The sequence below is a fragment of the Amycolatopsis umgeniensis genome (genome assembly GCF_014205155.1).
Classification (GTDB): Bacteria; Actinomycetota; Actinomycetes; order Mycobacteriales; family Pseudonocardiaceae; genus Amycolatopsis; species Amycolatopsis umgeniensis.
On record NZ_JACHMX010000001.1, the window covers coordinates 1,710,326 to 1,726,018 of the forward strand.

General features: G+C 69.6%; 16 protein-coding genes. 7 read left to right on the top strand and 9 right to left on the bottom strand.

The window, feature by feature from the left end; translation table 11 throughout:
• Positions 1–36 precede the first annotated feature (36 nt).
• Positions 37–849 (top strand): lytic murein transglycosylase, encoded by an 813-nt coding sequence (locus HDA45_RS07490; protein WP_343072018.1) that lies wholly within the window; start codon positions 37–39, stop codon positions 847–849.
• Here HDA45_RS07490 and HDA45_RS07495 read toward each other — a convergent pair.
• From HDA45_RS07495 to HDA45_RS07505, 3 genes are read right to left on the bottom strand one after another with little or no spacing between them, the layout of a single operon-like run.
• The gene (locus tag HDA45_RS07495) at positions 846–2,198 is read right to left on the bottom strand and encodes a VWA domain-containing protein (protein ID WP_184893141.1); all 1,353 of its coding nucleotides are present in this window, start codon (positions 2,196–2,198) and stop codon (positions 846–848) included. The genes HDA45_RS07490 and HDA45_RS07495 overlap by 4 nt on opposite strands.
• Positions 2,195–3,076, bottom strand: a complete 882-nt coding sequence (locus HDA45_RS07500) for an AAA family ATPase (RefSeq protein ID WP_184893143.1) — start codon at positions 3,074–3,076, stop codon at positions 2,195–2,197. The genes HDA45_RS07495 and HDA45_RS07500 overlap by 4 nt, the downstream gene beginning before the upstream one ends.
• A 21-nt stretch (positions 3,077–3,097) precedes the next feature.
• Positions 3,098–4,543, bottom strand: a complete 1,446-nt coding sequence (locus HDA45_RS07505) for an MFS transporter (RefSeq protein WP_184893145.1) — start codon at positions 4,541–4,543, stop codon at positions 3,098–3,100.
• Positions 4,544–4,605: 62 nt separating this feature from the next.
• Between HDA45_RS07505 and HDA45_RS07510 the strand changes: the two genes are divergently transcribed.
• On the top strand, positions 4,606–5,565 hold the full coding sequence (locus HDA45_RS07510) for a helix-turn-helix transcriptional regulator (protein ID WP_343072019.1): 960 nt from the start codon (positions 4,606–4,608) through the stop codon (positions 5,563–5,565).
• Entirely contained in the window at positions 5,562–6,596 is a 1,035-nt protein-coding gene (gene mgrA, locus HDA45_RS07515; RefSeq protein WP_184893147.1) for an L-glyceraldehyde 3-phosphate reductase, read from the top strand. Before HDA45_RS07510 ends, mgrA begins: the two co-directional genes overlap by 4 nt.
• Here the strand turns inward: mgrA and HDA45_RS07520 are convergent.
• Complete coding sequence (locus tag HDA45_RS07520; RefSeq protein ID WP_184893149.1) at positions 6,580–6,798, bottom strand: hypothetical protein; 219 nt, start codon at positions 6,796–6,798, stop codon at positions 6,580–6,582. The genes mgrA and HDA45_RS07520 overlap by 17 nt on opposite strands.
• Positions 6,799–6,879: 81 nt before the next feature.
• Between HDA45_RS07520 and HDA45_RS07525 the strand changes: the two genes are divergently transcribed.
• The gene (locus HDA45_RS07525) at positions 6,880–7,632 is read left to right on the top strand and encodes a class I SAM-dependent methyltransferase (RefSeq protein ID WP_184893152.1); all 753 of its coding nucleotides are present in this window, start codon (positions 6,880–6,882) and stop codon (positions 7,630–7,632) included.
• Between the two features lie 26 nt (positions 7,633–7,658).
• Here HDA45_RS07525 and HDA45_RS07530 read toward each other — a convergent pair whose 3' ends face one another.
• The 4 genes from HDA45_RS07530 to sigC all read right to left on the bottom strand — a co-directional run bounded on the left by HDA45_RS07530 (position 7,659) and on the right by sigC (position 12,519).
• Complete coding sequence (locus HDA45_RS07530) at positions 7,659–8,897, bottom strand: PucR family transcriptional regulator (protein ID WP_184893154.1); 1,239 nt, start codon at positions 8,895–8,897, stop codon at positions 7,659–7,661.
• Positions 8,898–9,036: 139 nt separating this feature from the next.
• Positions 9,037–9,492 (bottom strand): (2Fe-2S)-binding protein, encoded by a 456-nt coding sequence (locus tag HDA45_RS07535; protein WP_005155104.1) that lies wholly within the window; start codon positions 9,490–9,492, stop codon positions 9,037–9,039.
• 26 nt (positions 9,493–9,518) lie between these two features.
• Positions 9,519–11,759 carry a xanthine dehydrogenase family protein molybdopterin-binding subunit gene (locus tag HDA45_RS07540; protein ID WP_184893156.1) on the bottom strand — a complete coding sequence of 747 codons (2,241 nt, stop codon included), beginning with the start codon at positions 11,757–11,759 and terminating at the stop codon, positions 9,519–9,521.
• A gap of 190 nt (positions 11,760–11,949) precedes the next feature.
• A complete protein-coding gene (sigC, locus tag HDA45_RS07545; protein WP_101609364.1) occupies positions 11,950–12,519 on the bottom strand; it encodes an RNA polymerase sigma factor SigC in 570 nt (189 codons plus the stop codon).
• Positions 12,520–12,577: 58 nt separating this feature from the next.
• Between sigC and HDA45_RS07550 the strand changes: the two genes are divergently transcribed.
• Positions 12,578–13,306 (top strand): zf-HC2 domain-containing protein, encoded by a 729-nt coding sequence (locus HDA45_RS07550; protein ID WP_184893158.1) that lies wholly within the window; start codon positions 12,578–12,580, stop codon positions 13,304–13,306.
• A 219-nt stretch (positions 13,307–13,525) separates the two neighbouring features.
• A complete protein-coding gene (locus tag HDA45_RS07555) occupies positions 13,526–14,716 on the top strand; it encodes an ROK family protein (protein WP_184893160.1) in 1,191 nt (396 codons plus the stop codon).
• Here HDA45_RS07555 and HDA45_RS07560 read toward each other — a convergent pair.
• Positions 14,713–15,177: a pyridoxamine 5'-phosphate oxidase family protein gene (locus tag HDA45_RS07560; RefSeq protein WP_184893162.1), complete on the bottom strand. Its 465-nt coding sequence runs from the start codon at positions 15,175–15,177 to the stop codon at positions 14,713–14,715. The two genes, HDA45_RS07555 and HDA45_RS07560, sit on opposite strands and share 4 nt — an antisense overlap.
• Here HDA45_RS07560 and HDA45_RS07565 point away from each other — a divergent pair.
• Positions 15,176–15,658: a MarR family winged helix-turn-helix transcriptional regulator gene (locus HDA45_RS07565; RefSeq protein ID WP_184893164.1), complete on the top strand. Its 483-nt coding sequence runs from the start codon at positions 15,176–15,178 to the stop codon at positions 15,656–15,658. The genes HDA45_RS07560 and HDA45_RS07565 overlap by 2 nt on opposite strands.
• Positions 15,659–15,693 lie beyond the last annotated feature (35 nt).

The following is a 15,693-nucleotide window of genomic DNA, read 5'->3' on the forward strand; positions in this document are numbered from 1 at the left end:
ACAAGTTCTCCACATCCGTCACGTACCGTGGAACCGGTGACCGCTTCGTCCCCTTCGACGCTGGACCTGATGGACCAGTGGCAGCCACCGCCCAAGAAACGCGGCCCGCGCGGCTGCGTGATGCTCGCGCTCCTGGTCGTGGGCGCTTTGGTGGCGGGCGCCGTCTGGGTCGTGGTCAGCCTCAACGACCGTGAGCCGGTGCCGGTCAAACCGGTGTTCACCGTGCCCGCGCTCACACCCGCGCCGCGTTCGGCGATCCCCGGGGACGCCGGACCGCTGCCCGCTGAGCCCGCGAAGGACGCCTGGATCGCGAAGGTGTCGGAGAACACGGACATCCCGTCACGGGCGCTGCGGGCGTACGTGAACGCGGCCGCGAAAGCACCGGCTCGCTGCGACATCACCTGGGCGACCATCGCCGGGATCGGACGGACCGAATCGCAGCACGCCCGGCACGACGGTTCCCGTGCCGGTGAGGACGGCATCGTGACGCCGCCGATCATCGGCATCCCGCTCGACGGCTCGCCCGGCGTGCTGGCCGTCGTCGACACCGACAAGGGCGCCCTCGACGGTGACGCGAAGTGGGATCGCGCTGTCGGGCCGATGCAGTTCCTGCCCGCCACCTGGAAGCGGTACGGCGTCCGCGCGAGCGGCGACGGCGTCGCGCCGGATCCGCAGAACATCGACGACGCCGCGATGACGACAGCGCGGTACATGTGCGCGCGGGGCGGTGACCTCGGCAAACCCACTGGCTGGTGGACCGCGGTGCTGATCTACAACAACTCCACCCAGTACGGGCAGGAAGTGTTCAGCAACGCCGACGCTTACGGCAAGGCCGCGCTGAAACCCTAAGCGGGCAAAAGCCGGGTGACCAGCTTGGTCAGCTGGTGCACGTTCCGGCATTCGTACATCTCGACGACTTCCGCGTAGGCGTGCGCCTCGGAGTCCCCTGTGGACCACAGCGCGGTCCGCTCCGGATTGAGCCAGTACGTATGCCTCGCCGCGGATGCGATTCCGCGCACGGCGGCGAGATTCGGGTCGCCGCCGTTGGTCCTGGCGTCGCCGAGGATCAGCATGGACGTCTTGGGCCCCACGGCGTCCGCGTAGCGTTCGGCGAATTCTCCGAGTGCGTTCCCGTAGTCGCTGTGACCGTCCCAGCGGGTCAGTTCGGCGTCGGCGAGGATGCGCGCGCCGAGATCCTCCGGGTCGGCCGCGCCGGTGTCGACGAGATGGGTGATCTCGTCGCACGCGTCGATGAACGCGAACACCCGCACCTTGCTGAACTGGTCCCGCAGGGCCTGCACCAGCAACATGGTGAAGTTCGCGAAGCCGGCCACCGAGCCCGACATGTCGCACAGCAGCACGATTTCCGGGCGCCCCGGCCGGTGCCGCCGGTACGACGGCCGCATCGGGACACCGCCGGTGGACAGCGAACGCCGTAACGTCCGGCGCAGGTCGATCTGCCCGCGCGCGTGCCGCCGTCGCCGGGCGGCCAGCTTGGTGGCGAGCTTGCGGGACAGGGGCTGCACGACCCGGCGCAGTTCGGCGAGTTGCGCGCGGCTGGCGAGGAGGAAGTCGACGCGATCGGCGGCCGGCGGGACGGCGTGCCGCGAAACCCTTTCCCTGCCACGGACTTCCGCCACCCGCCGCCGTGCTTCGGTGCGGACGAGCCCACGGAAGCCCTCGACGCGGCGGCGGACGTCGTCGCGGTCCAGTCTGTCAGTGAAGTCCTCGTCCCAAGCGCCCGCGCGGATCGCTTCGAGCACGCGCACCACGAGCGTTTGCGGCTGAAGTCGTTCGAGCGTCTGGTGCGCCGACCAGCCGCCGCTCCCCGCCGTGCCGCCGTACTCCCCCAGCATGTCGACGGCGAGCGCGGCCAGCTGCGTCAGATCCGTCCGGTCGTTCGCGGCGAGCGCGGTGGCGAGCCGATCGCGCAGCGCGGCCAGATCGTCGACGGGATCCTGGGACGGCGCGCCGACGCCGAGCGGGAAGTAGATGTCGAACGTCGCGTCGAACACCGCGCGCTGGCCGCCGCGCCGCACCAGCGCCGCCGCGAGCCCTTCGCGCATCTGCTCGCGGGAGGCCAGGCCCAGCACTTCGAGTGCCGCGGCGGCGTCGACGGTCTCACTGGGACCACACGGGATCCCGTTTTCCCGCAACGCTTCCACGAACTCGACGAGCCTGCCCGGCACGCCGCTCACGAGTCGAGGACCTTGCCGAGTTCCAGCCGCGCGTCCGCCTTCACGACGTCTTCCTGGTGTTTGAGGATGACGCCGAGGCTCGCGCGGACGACGTCCTCACCGAGGCTGTCCGCGCCGAGCGCCAGCAGGGTCCGCGCCCAGTCGAGGGTTTCGGCGACCGACGGCGCCTTGCGCAGTTCCATCGCCCGCAGCGCGGTGATCACCTTGACCACGGAAGACGCGAGCGCGTCGTCGACACCCGGCACCTTGAGCCGCACGATGCGCTGTTCCAGTGCCGCGTCGGGGAAATCGATGTGCAGGAACAGGCAGCGCCGCCGCAGCGCCTCGGAGAGTTCCCGCGTCGCGTTCGAGGTCAGGACCACGAACGGCTTGCGCCCGGCGGTGATCGTGCCGAGTTCCGGGACGGTGATCTGGAAATCGCCGAGGACCTCCAGCAGCAGACCCTCGATCTCGACGTCGGCCTTGTCGGTCTCGTCGATGAGCAGGACGGTCGGCTCGTCGCCCTTGATGGCCGTCAGCAGCGGCCTGGCCAGCAGGAACTCTTCGCCGAAGATGTCGTTGCGGGCTTCGTCCCACGTCTCGTCTTTGCCGGCGGTGATCCGCAGAAGCTGCTTCGCGTGGTTCCACTCGTACAACGCGCGGGACTCGTCGACGCCTTCGTAGCACTGCAACCGCACGAGCCGGGAGCCGCTCGCCTCCGCGACCGCCTTCGCCAGCTCGGTCTTGCCGACCCCCGCGGGGCCCTCGATCAGCAACGGCTTACCGAGGGCGTCCGCGAGGAACACCGTGGTGGCGACGGCCGCCGAGGCCAGGTAGCCGGTGTCGGCGAGCTTCGCCGTCACGTCTTCGACGGAAGTGAAGTACCCGGTCCCAGCCACGCGGCCTCCCAGCTCGATCGCCTACCCGGCCGACTCTACGTCGCGGATCCGCTGGGGCAGCAGGAACCCGACCGCGAAGGTGAGCAGCACCATCACCGCGACCACCCAGAACGTCCGCTGGGCGGCGTCGGTCGGGCCCGCGGTGCCCGCGTCGAAGAACACCGTGCCCAGCAACGCCATCCCCAGCGCGCCGCCGACCTGCTGGAGCGACGTCAGCGCGCCCGAAGCCGATCCGGCCTCCGACGGCTCCACTCCGGACAACGCGATCTCGAAGTACGGCCCCATGATCAGCCCGGAGCCGATCCCGACCACCAGCAGCGCCGGGGCGAGCTGCCACGGGCCGACGTCCGGGCCGAGGAGCAGCAGCAGGGCGACCACTCCGGCGGCCATGATCAGCGCGCCGGTGTGCAGCACCTTGCGGCCGTGTTTCCGGACGGCCTGCACCAGGCCCATCCCGACGATCATGCCCAGCGACATCGGCACCCCGGAAAGCCCGGCCTTGAGCGGCGAGAAACCCAGCCCGAGCTGCAAGTACAGCGCGAACACGAAGCCGAAGCCCGAGAACGCCGCGAAGTAGATCGTGCCGGTCGCCATCCCGGCGAGGAAGCTGCGCTTGCGGAACAGGCTGGGCTCGACCAACGGGTCACCGCCGCGACGGCTCTTGCGCTTCTCGAACCACGCGAACACCCCGAACACCACGACCGCGGCGGCCATCATCGCGAAGATCCACAGCGGCCAGCCGTACTCGCGGCCCTGCACCAGCGGGAAGACGATCAGCAGGGCACCGGTCGTGGCGAGCAGCGCGCCGGGGATGTCGAGCTTGAGCGAACCGCCGGGGCGGGACTCGGGCAGGAACTTCAGCGCGGCGGCCACGGCCAGCGCGCCGATCGGGAGGTTGATCAGGAAGATCATCCGCCAGCCGGTGCCGAAGAGGTCGGCGTCGACCAGCGAACCCGCGAGGATCGGGCCGCCGACCGCGGCGAGCCCCATGACCGGGCCGAACATGCCGAACGCGGACTGCAGTTCCTTGCCGGAGAACATCTCCTTCATCATGCCGAGGCCCTGCGGGACCATCGCGGCGCCGAACAGCCCCTGCACCACCCGCGCGGTGATGATCATCTCGGGGTTCACCGCGATCGCGCAGAACAGCGAACCCACGACGAAGCCGATCGCGCCGATCACGAACATGCGCCTGCGGCCGAAGATGTCGCCGAGCCGCCCGCCCGTGAGCAGGCCGGACACCATCGCGAGGGTGTACGCGACGCCGAGCCACTGGATCATCGACGTGCCGCCGCCGAGCGAGGCCTGCATGACCGGCCCCGCGATGCTCGTGACCGTCATGTCGAGCAGTTCCATCACCGAGCCGGTCAGGATCACGAACAGCGCGGGCCAGCGCCAGCGGTACGGCTTCGGCTCGAGCGCGTTTTCCGAGGTCGCGGCGCCCGGGGTGTCCAGTGTCATCGTCATGGGAACAACGCTAAAGTCAATTCCGGCCACTTTCTGACCGGAATCGGAGCGAATCTGGATTCATGGCGAACACGAGTGCGCGGATGCTGCGGTTGCTGTCCCTGCTGCAGACACACCGCTTCTGGTCGGGGATCGAACTGAGCGACAAGCTCGAGGTGAGCGAGCGGACCCTGCGGCGCGACGTCGAACGGCTGCGCGAGCTGGGCTATCCGGTCAACGCGAGCCGAGGTGTCGCGGGCGGCTACCAGCTGAGGTCGGGCACGGTCATGCCGCCGCTGCTGCTGGACGACGAGGAGGCCGTGGCCATCGCGGTCGGCCTGCGGACGGCGGCGGGCGGCTCGGTGGAGGGCATCGAGGAGACGTCGGTCCGGGCGCTGACCAAGGTCGTCCAGGTGATGCCGCCCCGGCTGCGCAGACGCGTCGACGCGCTCCAGGCGTACTCGACGCCGGCGGCCGTCACGGGTCCCCGGGTCAACGCGGCCAGCTTGACGGTGATCGCGCAGGCCTGCCGGGACGACGAGAGGCTGAAGTTCGACTACGCGGCACGCGGTGGCGAGGAGTCCGCGCGGCTGGTCGAGCCGCACCGGCTCGTCTCGCTCGGACGGCGCTGGTACCTGGTGGCGTGGGACCTCGACAGGGTCGACTGGCGCACCTTCCGCGTCGACAGGCTCAGCGAGCCGCGGACGACCGGCGCCCGCTACCGGCCGCGCGAGATCCCCGGCGGCGACGCGGTCAAGTTCGTCGAGGCCCAGATCAAGGCCAGGCCGACGACACATTCGCTGATCGTCCGGGTCGAGGCGCCGAAGGCCCGGGTCGAGGCCGCGGTGCGGTATCTCGGCGGCGCGCTCGAGGCGATCGACGAGACCTCCTGCCGTCTGACGATGAACGTCGACACCTTCGACTGGCCCGTGCTGATCCTCGCCGCCATCGGGGCGCCTTTCGAGGTCGAGGCGCCTTCGGCGTTCAAAGATCACCTCGCGTCCGTCGCCGCGCTCTTCACGGCGGCTAGCATCGGCCCGTGAGCACCTATGTCGCGGCCGAGGGCCGATACGAGAGCATCCCTTACCGCCGCACCGGGCGCAGCGGCCTGAAGCTGCCCGCGATCTCGCTGGGCCTGTGGCACAACTTCGGGAACGACAAGCCGTTGGGCACGCAGCGGGACATCGCCCGGCGGGCGTTCGACCTGGGCATCACCCATTTCGACCTCGCCAACAACTACGGCCCGCCCTACGGTTCGGCCGAGGAGAACTTCGGCAGGCTGCTGGCGTCGGACTTCAAGCCATACCGTGACGAACTGGTCGTCTCGACCAAGGCGGGCTACGACATGTGGCCCGGTCCGTACGGCGAATGGGGCTCGCGCAAGTACCTGCTGTCCTCTTTGGACCAGTCGCTCGGCCGGATGGGCCTGGACTACGTCGACATCTTCTACTCGCACCGCTTCGACCCCGAGACGCCGCTCGAGGAGACCGTCGGCGCGCTCGACACCGCCGTCCGCTCCGGGCGAGCGCTGTACGTCGGCATCTCGTCGTACTCGTCGGAGAAGACCGCCGAAGCGGCCCGGTTGCTGCGGGAACTGGGCACGCCGCTGCTGATCCACCAGCCGTCGTACTCGATGTTCAACCGCTGGCTCGAAGGCGACAACCTGCTCGACACGCTCGAAACCGAAGGCGCGGGCTGCATCGCGTTCTCGCCGCTGGCGCAGGGCATGCTGACGAGCCGCTACCTCGACGGCATCCCGGACAACTCCCGTGCCGCGCAAGGGAAGTCGCTCAACCCGGACACGATCACCGAGAACACCCTCGGCAAGATCCGGGCGCTGAACGAGATCGCGCGGCGGCGCGGCCAGACGCTGGCGCAGCTCGCGCTCGCGTGGGGCCTGCGAGACCCGCGGATGACGTCGGTGCTGATCGGCGCGAGCAGCGTCGCCCAGCTGGAGGACAACGTCGGCGCGCTGAAGAACCTGCACTTCACCAAGGAAGAGCTGGCCGAGATCGACCGCTACGCCACCGAGGCCGACATCAACCTGTGGAAGCGGTCTACCGACGGATCCTGATCGCGCGCGCCACGAGGAAGGCGGCATAGAGCGCCGAAAGGATGAGCCCGAGCACGTAGGAAAGCGTCTGCTCACCGAGGAAACTCCCGATGATCATCCCGAGGATCAAGCTACTCACGATCACGGTGAGCGCCGTGCCGAGCACCCAGCCGAGCACACTCGCCGGTGTCCAGACGGGTTTCGGTTCGGTGTCTCGGTTCATTCGCCCAGTGTGGCCGCCACGTTCGGGGACAGGTCCCGAAAACGCGTTGCCCCGCCGGGCGGCCGGGCAGAGACTGCGGACATGACGTTCGAAGAGCTGCTCGCCGAAGGAGAGGCCGTCCCGGTCGAAGGCTGGGATTTCTCGTGGTTCGAGGGCCGGGCCACGGAGGAACGGCCACCTTGGGGTTACTCGCGGCTGCTCGGTGCTCGGATGGCGACCGCGGAAGCCGGGCTGGACCTGCAGACCGGCGGCGGCGAGGTGCTCGCGGGGATCCCGAAACCGCCGCCGGTCCTCGCCGCCACCGAAGGCTGGCCCCCGAACGTCGAAGTCGCCAGGAAAACCCTCGCGCCGCTCGGCGGCGAGGTGGTCGAGGCGGCGTACGACGCACCTTTGCCCTTCCCCGACGAATCCTTCGACGTGGTGAGCAGCCGCCACCCGATCGAGAACCCGTGGCGGGAGATCGCCCGGGTCCTGCGTCCGGGTGGAACCTTTCTGTCGCAACAGATCGGCGCCGGCACCGTCCGCGAACTGAAGGAGTTCTTCCTCGGCCCGCAGGACTACGGCGACTGGACGCCGGAGGTGCTGTGCGTCGAGGCGGAAGCGGTCGGGCTGCGGGTGAACCGGCTGGAACCGGCGAAACTGCGGATGGAGTTCTTCGACCTCGCCGCTGTCGTCCACTTCCTCCGGAAGGTGATCTGGATCGTGCCGGGGTTCGAAGTGGACAACTACCGTGACAGGCTCGCGGAACTCCATCGGATGATCGAGGCCGACGGGATGTTCGTCGCACACTCACGGCGGGTGCTCGTGGAGGCCGTCAAGCCTCGTGAGTGGTAAGGACGGTTAGAACCGTCCCTTACCACTCACGAGCTTGACCTGGGCGAGGGCAGATGCGAAGTGTCCGGGAACATGTGGAGCGCGCGCAGGGCGGCGCCGAGTTCGGCGATGTCGGCGGGATCGGTCAGCGAACGGCCCAGTTCCTCGGTGATCCGCTTGAGACGGTGCCGGATCGTGTTGGGGTGACAGAACATCCGCTCCGACGTCAGTTTCGTGGAGCCCTGGCATTCGAACCACGCCCGCAACGTCAGCAGCAGCACGTTCCGGTCGTCGCCGGGCAGGTCCAGGATCGGCCGCAGCACGTGGTGCGCGAGCTGGACCGACGCCTCCGGCGCGCTGGCGACGAGGCCGGCGAGCGGGGATTCGTTGAACTGCACCATTCCCGTCGTCCCCGGCGTCATGCTGGAGAGCGCGACCCGCGCGAGGTGCAGCGCGCGGGAGGTGTTCCCGAGACCGGTGAACACCGGGCTGACACCGATGCGGCCCATCGAGTTCTCCCGCAGCAGCTCGATGATCACCTGGGACGCCGAAGGATCCCGCATCGACACGACGCCGACCTGCAGGTCCGGGGTGAGCCGCCAGGCGGAGGCGTGATGCCGGTCGCGGAGCCGGTTTTCGATCTGGGGCAACGGTTCGTGCCCGACACGCGGGGTCTCCGCCGCGACGACCACGTAGGTCCCGTCGAGCGAGAGTTCCAGCACGCGCGCGATGTCCCACAGCGTGCCCTCGGTGGCCGCGCCGCCGGCGAACAGCGCCTCGACCAACGCGGAGCGTCTGCTTTGGTGCGCCAGCATGACTTCGGCGGTGGTGTCGCGGTAGGTCGTCGTGAGCGCCTCGGCGTAGTCGTCGATCAGCGCCCAGATCGCCGACGTCGCGGCGACGAGACCGCGGAGATCCTGATGCTCGCCCGAAGCGGTCAGTTCGACGAACCGGTTCCACACCTCGGTGAGTCCGATCCGGTACGCCCGCAGGAGTTCCGGCAGCGGCGCGCCCTGCAACGCCCGCGCGCGCCCGGTCGCGCGTGCCTGCGCGAGGTCGGGTTCTTCGGTGCCCCGCAGGGTCCGCATGACGTATTCGAGGTTGTTCCGCACCGAAGTCCGCAGTTCGGCCGGGGAGACGAACTGGGCGTCGTGGTACACCGGCATTTCGGCGCGGATCTGCTCGACGGTGCTGTCGACGAGCCCCGGCAGCTGTTTTTCGACCTCGACGGCCAGTTCGGCGACGACGGCGGCCGAGCCTTCGCGGAGCACAGTTCTGTAGTGCATGGGCGTCCTCCGGACAGGAACTCCTCGTCGAGCCCCTGGGGACGTCATCTAACACGACTCCCCCGGAAGTGGCCTGTCGAAGCCGAAAGGCTCCGCTGGCGCGGCGAAAACAACCGTTTTTCGCCGCGCCAGCGGGAAATCACATCTTCGCGGCCGCGCTCTTGATCGCCTCGCGGATCCGGAAGTAGGTGCCGCACCGGCAGACGTTCTGGATCGCGTCGATTTCCGCGTCCGTCGGGTTCTTCGTCTTCTTCAGCAACGCCACCGCGGCCATGATCTGCCCCGGCTGACAGTAGCCGCATTGCGCGACGTCCTGCTCCAGCCAGGCCTCCTGCACCGGGTGCAGGTCCTCACCGTCGGCGAGACCTTCGATGGTGGTGACGTCCTTGCCCGAACAGTCGGACACCGGCGTCACGCACGGGTTGAACGCCTCGCCGTCGAGGTGACTGGTGCAGGCCTTGCAGACGTTGATCCCGCAGCCGTACTTCGGGCCGCGGACGCCGAGTTTGTCCCGCAGCGCCCACAGCATGGGCAGATCCGCGGGCGCGTCGACGGTGACGGTCTTCCCGTTCACCGTGAAGGTGTAGTTGGGCATCGGAACTCCTTGGCGGGGAAGGAAAGTCAGCGGGGGAAGGGGTCGAAGTCGATCGGGAAGTTGATCGGGAAACTGCGCGGTTTGATCCCGGTCGCCCGCGCGTACGCGTTCGCGATCGCGCCGACCGGCGCGGGGACACCGAGTTCCCCGGCGCCGCCGATCTCGCCCGTCTCCGGCATCACGAACACCTTGACGTCCTTCGGCGAGTTCTTCTGCCGTGCGTAGTGGAACTGCGAGTAACTGCCTTCCAGCGGCAGGCCCTTGTCGATGTGCAGCCCCGCGGTCAGCGTCGTGGAGATGCCGTCGGTCAGGCCGCCGAGCATCTGCGCCTCGATCCCGCGCGGGTTGATCGGCTTGCCGACGTCGACCGCGATGGTCGCCTTGGTGACACGCGGGTTCTTCGGGTCGCGAGCGTCCATCTCGACCAGGCAGGCGGTATACGACTTGTACTCACCGTGCACCGCGACACCCTGCGCGAAGCCCTTGGGCATCTTCTTGCCCCACTCGCCGAGTTCGGCGACCTTGTCCAGTACGGCGCGCTGCCGCTCGTTCTTGATGAACTCGCGCCGGAACGCCACCGGATCCTTGCCGAGCTTCGCGGCGATCTCGTCGACCATGATCTCTTCCGCGCCGCGTGTGCTCGACGAATACACCGAACGCCAGGCACCGGTGTGGAAATCCACCGGAACCTCGTTGAGCAGCTGCGTGGTGACGCCGAAGTTGTACGGCGACTTCACCGTCAGCAGGAACACCGTTTGCGCGAAGCTCAGGTTGCCGCCCACCGGCAGTTCCGCGGCGAAGGCGGTGAGGACCTCGCCGAGCCCGTGGCCCCAGTCGGTTTCCACGCTGGCGACGCGGTGTTCGAAGGTGAGCACCTGGCCGAGCGCGAAGGTGGCGCGGATCTTGTGGTGGCTCGCGGCCCGGGCGCGGCCGTGACGCATGTCGTCGATCCGGCTCCACATCAGCCGCACCGGCCGCTTCATCGCCTTCGAGATCCGCGCGGCTTCGATCGCGCCGTCGGAGAACAGCCTGCGGCCGAACGAACCGCCCGCCTGCTGGACGTGCACGGTGACCTTGTTGACCGGCAGGCCGAGTTCCGCCGCGATGTTCTGCTTCGCGAGGATCGGCACCTTCATCCCCGACCAGATGGTGGCGCCGTCTTCACGGACGTCGGCGACCGCCGAGTTGGTCTCCAGCGGCGCGTGACTCGCGAAGGCGAAGTCGAACTCGCCGTCGACGTACTGGGTCAGCAGCGGCGGGACGACGAACGGCAGCGCCGCGGCCCGCAGCTTCTTCTTGATCGTCGCGTTGTTCTCGCCGTCGACGGTGCCGCCGTTCCAGGTGACGTCGAGGGCGTTCTTGCCGTCGAGCGCCTGGCCGAAGGTCTCGGCCAGCACCGCGACCCCGGTCTTGATGACGGCGATGTCGATGATGCCCGGCATCGCGCGGACGGCGGCCTCGTTGTTGACCTTCTTGACGGTGCCGTTGATCGTCGGCGGGCGGCGGACCATGGCCGGCTTCGCGCCGGGGACGTCCAGGTCGAGCGTGTACTTCAGCTGCCCGGTGACCATCGCGCGGGCGTCCTTGCGCGACTGCGGCGTGCCGACCAGCTTGTGCGCGGACTCCGCCTTCGGGGTCACCGTGAGCTTCCCCAGGTCGGCACGGGCGGCGGGCTTGGACAGCGCGCCGTAACCCATCCGGCGGCCGTCGGGCGCGATCACCGCACCGTCCCTTGTGGACAGCCGATCGGCCTTGGCGCCCCACTGCCGCGCGGCGGTGGCGACCAGACGGGCGCGGGCGGCGGCCGCCGCGGTCCGCACCGGGGTGTACAGCGAACGCATCGTGTTCGAGCCGCCGGTCAGCTGGTTGAACAGCAGTTCCGGGCGGGCGTCGGAGAGCACGACGTCGACGCGGTCGAGCGGCAGGTCCATCTCCTCGGCGACGAGCATCGCGTTCGCCGTGGTGATGCCTTGGCCGACCTCGGTCCGCGGCAGTTCCAGCCGCACGCGACCGTCTTCGCGGACTTCGAGCACGAGCAGACCGGCGGTGGGCGCGTTCGAAAGGATCAGGACGTCGCCGAGGTCGAGGATCTCGGCCGGTCCGGGCAGTGTCGGGATGACCGCTTCGGCCTCTTCGGGCGCGACGGCGTCGATACCGATCTTGGTGGCGATCGTGAGGGTGGGCGCGGCGACGAGGAAGCTCAGGAACCGGCGACGGCCGAGGCCGCCGGGGTCCTGTTCTTGGGTTCCAGTGGTGGGACTGGCCATCGGGAAGATCCCTTCGAGAGCGCGCGGTGAAGGCGGGGACCCTCGCGCGGCCTGGGGTCGGATGGCGACACGCTAGGCATCGGCATTCGGCCTAGTCAACGCGGAGTAGTCGGGTCAGCCCATCTGTGTGACGAGGTGACAGCGAAGGGCCCCAAATGTGTGCCGCGCCACAGTCGGCGAGGGACAGGCCCTAGATGGAGTCGCGCTCCCGGCCCGCTTCGAGCAGGTCTTCACGGGCGCGCGCGATGCGCGAGCGCACGGTGCCGACAGGGCAGCCGCAGATCTCGGCGGCCTCGGCGTACGAAAGCCCCAGCACCTGGGTGAGGACGAGGACCTCACGCCGTTCCGGGTCGAGCCCGTCGAGCAGCATCCGCAGCTCCACGAGGTCTTCAAACCCCGCGACACCCTCGGCCTGACGAGCGCCGCGACGCTCGGCGGTGGCTTCCCAGTCGACGTCGGCGAGCTTCGGACGCGCCGAAGCCGCCCGGATGCGGTCGACGACCACGCGGCGCGCGATCGACAGGAGCCACGTCCGCGAGGAGGACCGTCCAGCGAATCGGCGGAGGCTGCCGAACGCGCGCAGGTACGTCTCCTGGGTGAGATCGTCGGCGGCGCTGACGTCGGCGAGGTGCGCGACGAAGCGCCAGACGTCGGCCTGGGTGGCCCGCACCCAGTCCTCGAGCGCCCGCCGGTCACCGCGGGCGGCGTCGAGAGCGAGAGCGGTCACCCGCTCGTCGTCGTGGTTGCGCGCCCCGGCCATACGAGAAACGTAGCAGCGTCCCGGGAACCGGGGCAGGTCCGCGCCCGACAAGTGAGATGTGAAGTGCGAGACCTGCCGCGAGGCCCTGTCGGCCCGGCTCGACGGCGAAACCGAACCCGCCCCGCCCGAGGCGGTCGACCGGCATGTGGCCGGCTGCGCCGCCTGCCGGTCGTGGCTCGCCCGCGCCGAGCGGCTGCACCGGACGCTGCTGCTGCGGCCCGCTCCCCTGGTCCCGGACCTCACCGCCGTCATCCTGGAGCGCACCCCCGCCCCACCGAGCGAGGGCTGGCCCGCCAGGATCGCGCTCGCCGTGGTCGCGATCGCGCAGCTCGGCCTCGCCTTCGCCCAGCTGCTGGGTGTCGAAGACCACGGCGCCGGGCACGGCGCGGAAACCCTGGTCGGGCACCTTTCGCACGAGAGCAGCGCGTGGAACCTCGCCGTCGGGGTCGGCCTCGGCTGGGCGGCCTTCCGTACGAAGGCCGCGGCCGGGCAACTCCCGGCGCTGACCGGTTTCGTCGCCTTGCTCCTGGCGTTGTCGGCGGGCGACCTCGTCACCGGGCAGGTCACCGCCGGGCGCGTGCTCACCCACGGGCTGGTCGTCGCGGGCCTGCTGTTGCTGCTCGTGGTGAACCGTCAGCACCGCCTGCGCACCCGGCCCAGCCCGGCGACGACGGCCGACACCACGGACTCCTACCCCGCGGAATCAGGTCACGAAACCGGAGAGGCCCCCGAACGACCCCGTCAGCACAGGGGATTCCGCCGCCCGGCGAGCCGTCACGTCGCCTGAGCGGAGCCTTGACCCCCTTGGTCTAGACCATTGCCGGTCACTGGGAGCACCTGTCCGGACACCGGGTGAATCACCGGATTTCGCGCGCGGCGTGCGCGATTTGCGCTCCGGACACGTTTACTGTCACCGAGAACCACCGAATGTAAACCTTCTTGCCCTTTTCGGGCCGGACCCGATTACTTTGGTGGGAACACCTTGGTTCGACAGGAGGCGAAGCTCGTGGTTGGCGCAGAAAGTCCGCCCGTCGGCACCCCCGCCGGGATGCGGAAGATCAATCAGCGCGCCGTGCTGGACCTCCTGCGCCGCAGCGGCCCCGCGACGCGGCCGCAAGTAGCCAAGGACACCGGTCTCTCGAAACCCACGGTGAGCCAAGCGTTGCTGGCCCTCGAAGCGGCCGGTCTCGCCAGGGCGACCGGGCACACCTCGACCGGCACCGGCCGGTCCGCCGTCCTCTACGAAGCGGATCCCACGGCCGGTTACGTCCTCGGTGTCGACATCGGACGCGAGCATCTCCGCGTCGCCGTCTCGGATCTCGGCCACACCGTGGTCGCCCGCCGTGACGAGCGGAACACCTCGCGTTCGGGCACCGCGCTCGTCAGCGCCGTGGGCGCCCTCGCGGCGGCGACAGTGCGCGAAGCGGGACTGAGCCAGGCCGACATCGTGGTGCGCGTCCTCGGCTCACCCGGCGTCGCGGATCCGGCCAAACGCTGCTTCCGGCACGCGCCGAACCTGCCCGGCTGGGGCAAGGCGGGCCTGCTCGACGAACTCGAAGGCGTCCTCGGCCCGGATCTCATGGTCGAGAACGACGCGAATCTCACCGCCGTCGGCGAAGGGGAACGCGGTGCCGCGCGCGGCGCGTCCGTCTTCGCCTGCATCACCATCGGCACCGGCGTCGGCATGGGCGTGATGGTCAACGGCGCGGTCTTCCGCGGCGCGACCGGCGCGGCGGGCGAAATCGGTTACCTGCCCTACGGCCAATCGCACGCGGCCGACGCCCCGCCCGTCCGCGGCCATCTCGAAGAAGCGACAGCGGCGCAGTCCGTGGTCCGCGGCGCGCGCGAACTCGGCCTCGGCACGGCGAAATCGGCCCGCGAGGTCTTCCGCCTCGCCCGCGACGGTGACGAGCTCGCCTTGCGTGCCGTCGAGGCGGAGGCGGACAGGCTCGCGTACACCGTGGCGTCGGTGGCCGCGGTGATCGACCCCGAACTGATCGTGCTCGGCGGCGGCATCGGCACCGCGGCCGATCTGCTGCTCGACCCTCTCGACCGCGCTCTGCGGTCCTTCACCCCGCTCGTCCCGTCGGTCGTCCAGGGCGAACTGGGCGACGACGGCGTGCTGACCGGCGCGATCAGCGTCGGGCTGCGCGCCGCCGAGGGCCTGGTCTTCGAACGGAAGGTCGGCGCGGCCTAAACCACGCGCCGCCAGGCCTTGCCTCCGGCGCTGACCCGCCACGGCGTCAGGCGCAGCACGGTGACGTGCGGATCCAGCGGATCGTCGCCGCCCATGATCTTCGGGTCGAAGCCCAGCGGCTCCGGCGTTTCCGACGCCAGCCGCCACAGGTGCCGCCGCGTTTCCTCGTCGTCGGCGTAGACGGCGCCGCATTCGGCTACGGCGACCTCGTGCGCCGGATCCCAGTACGAGCACGAGACGAACGGCGTGCGAGCCAGGTGCGCTTTCTTCAGCGGTGTCGGCCGGGTGAACAGGTGCCCGACGAGTTCGCCGTCCCGTTCCTCCCAGATCGGGTGCACTACCCGCGATCTCGGCCTGCCCCGCCTGTCGACCGTCGCGAGCGTGCACCAGACGACGCGGTGTGCGACGCGGACGAACTCCGCAGCCACATCCGGCGGCGGCGTGCTAGATTCCACAACCATGGTTGTGGATCCTACGCCGTCGAGCCTCGACCTGTCACTCGTCTCGCTGTTCGCGGGCTGGGCGATGGGCGGCGAGGTCCAGCGGAGGCTGACCGCCGACGGGCTCGGCGAGCTGCGGTTCAACGACGGCGTGGTGTTCCAGCACGTGCTCGCGGGACCGCTGTCGATCTCCGCGCTCGCCGAACGGATGGGCGTGACCCAGCAGGCGGCGTCGAAGGCGGTCGCCGATCTGGAGCAACGGGGCCTGCTGCGGCGCGAGCCCGATCCGGCCGACGCGCGGACCCGGCTGCTGCACCTGACGGAACAGGCCGAAAACGCCGTCGAAGCGTCACGAAAACACCGGGCGGCGCTGGAAAAGGAACTTGTCACGGAATTCGGCGAGCAACGGATCACGGACGCGAAAGCCCTGCTGGCCGGGATCCTCGGCCGCTACGGCGATCCGGAAGCGATCCGCGGCCGCCGGGTATTACCTCCGCGGTAATCGACGGCGGCGAACCCGCGCGGAACGATGTCCGC